The sequence below is a fragment of the Lactobacillus hamsteri DSM 5661 = JCM 6256 genome, assembly GCF_000615445.1.
Lineage (GTDB): Bacteria > Bacillota > Bacilli > Lactobacillales > Lactobacillaceae > Lactobacillus > Lactobacillus hamsteri.
Window position 1 is genome coordinate 1 of the sequence record NZ_BALY01000077.1, and the last position, 778, is coordinate 778.

Genomic DNA, 778 nt, shown 5'->3' on the forward strand with positions numbered 1-778 from the left:
AGCGATAAGTTCTTTTGTGTTTATCTCGATGCAACGTATATACCGTTGCGTCGAGAAACTTTTGAACGAGAAGCGGTATATATTGCCATTGGCATCAAGCCCAACGGTCACAAAGAGGTGATCGATTATTGCATAGCTCCTAGCGAAAATATCGAAGTCTGGACGGAGCTGCTCCAAAATATGAAAAGCAGAGGCCTTAAACAAGTTGAATTATTTTTATCAGATGGCGTTGTGGGTATGAAAACTGCACTAATGCAAACCTATCCTAAAGCTCACTTCCAGCGCTGTCTGGTTCACGTAATGCGTAATATCTGCGCTAAAGTACGTGTGGAAGACCGTGAGGCAATTATGAACGATTTTAAGCAAGTTCATCAACAGTCTAACAAGCAAGAAGGTATAACTGTCTTACATAGCTTTTACAGTAAATGGCAGAAAGCTTACGGGCATGTAATTCAGAATGTAAAAGACATTGAAACGGATCTGCTGGTTTTCTATAACTATCCGAAGCAGATCAGAAGTTCAATCTATTCAACTAACATGATTGAATCCTTTAATAATGTTGTTAAGCGCAAAGCCAAACCTAAAGCAGAGTTTCCAAATGAACGGTCATTAGATACTTTTATTGGAATACAAGCAATGAGCTACAATGATCGATATTTCAAGCGAATTCATAAAGGCTTTGGTCAAGTACAAGACACTTTAGAATCCTATTTTGAATAAATAATTAAAAAAATCAATCTACGAGAAAGAGTTATTTACACAAAAGATTTGACAGTTT

At 37.1% G+C, this 778-nt stretch carries 1 protein-coding gene; it reads left to right on the forward strand.

The genetic code is table 11. The features are described 5' to 3' along the window. Positions 1 to 720, forward strand: a 720-nt coding sequence (locus JCM6256_RS09205; RefSeq protein WP_025081377.1) for an IS256 family transposase, incomplete at its 5' end; no start/stop codon positions are given. Between the last annotated feature and the right edge of the window lie 58 nt (positions 721 to 778).